This is a genomic window from Burkholderia sp. Ac-20379 (assembly GCF_017104645.1).
In the GTDB taxonomy this organism is placed as follows: Bacteria; Pseudomonadota; Gammaproteobacteria; order Burkholderiales; family Burkholderiaceae; genus Burkholderia.
This window is the reverse complement of record NZ_JAAGPF010000733.1, coordinates 1-1,180: the sequence shown is the minus strand read 5'-3', so window position 1 is coordinate 1,180 and position 1,180 is coordinate 1. Positions and strand designations below refer to the sequence as shown.

General features: G+C 70.6%; 1 protein-coding gene. It reads left to right on the top strand.

What is annotated here, in order from left to right; genetic code table 11:
* Positions 1-56: 56 nt before the first annotated feature.
* Entirely contained in the window at positions 57-1,037 is a 981-nt protein-coding gene (locus tag G3N92_RS34305; RefSeq protein WP_241015212.1) for a FliG C-terminal domain-containing protein, read from the top strand.
* Positions 1,038-1,180: the final 143 nt, after the last annotated feature.

Below are 1,180 nucleotides of genomic sequence, written 5' to 3'. Positions count from 1 at the left end.
CGGCGGCCGCGCATGTCGCCGCCGGGCCCGCTGCGTCGGCGGCACGCCCGGCCCCGCTGACGCCGGTGGAGCGCGCCGCGGTGATCCTGCTCAGCATGGGCGAGCAAGCGGCCGCCGGCGTGCTGCGCTGCCTGTCGCGCGAGGAATTGCTCGGCGTGACGCTCGTGATGTCGCGGATGAACGGCGTGAAGGTCGAGGCCGTGCAGCAGACGATCCATCGTTTCTTCGACGCGTTTCGCGCGCAGAGCAGCGTGCGCGGCGCGTCGCGCTCGTTCCTGCAGCGCTCGCTCGACATGGCGCTCGGCGAGGTGGCGTCGAGCAGCGTGCTGAACCGCATCTACGGCGACGTGATCGGCCCGAAGATCGCGCGACTCCAGTGGGCGCAGCCGCAATGGCTCGCCGATCGTCTCGGCCGCGAGCACGAGCGGATGCAGGCGATGTTCCTGGCGTTCCTGCCGCCCGAGCAGGCGAGCCAGGTGATCCATGCGCTGCCCGCCGATGCGCGCGAAACCGTGCTGCTGCATATCGGGCGGCTCAAGGAAATCGATTTCGAGGTGCTGCGCGATCTGGAGTCCGTCGTCGATGCGTGCATCGCGAATCTGGACACGCAGAGCACGGCCGTCGAAGGCACGCGACAGGCGGCCGAGATCATCAACCGCTTGCCGGGCGATCGCGGGCAGTTGATCGAGCTGCTGCGCGTGCACGATCCGGCGCTCGTCGCCGAGGTCGAGGCGCGCATTTACGACTTCTCGATCCTGGCGCGCCAAAGCGACGCGACCATCGCCGCGATTCTCGAGGCGATCGGGCTCGAGCCGTGGGGCGTGGCATTGCGCGGCGCAGAGCAGGGTTTGCTCGATGCGCTGCTGCATTCGATGCCGCGCCGCTCGGTGCAGGCGTTCGAGGAAATGCTCAAGCGTACCGGCCCCGCGCCGGCCAGCCGCGTCGCGCAGGCGCGCCGCGACATCATGGCCCGCGTGAAGGAATTGTCCGACGAAGGCGACATCGAGCTGCAACTCGTCGCCGAGGATGCGGCGTGATGCAGCCCTACCGCCGTCATGTGTTCCCCTCGCTCGCACGCAGGGCCGAGCCGTCGGGCCGGTTGCGCGACGCCGGGGGCGCAGGCGCGCCGCCGGGCGGTGCGCCCGATTACGCGTGCGAAGCCGGCGAGCCGGCCGCGCAC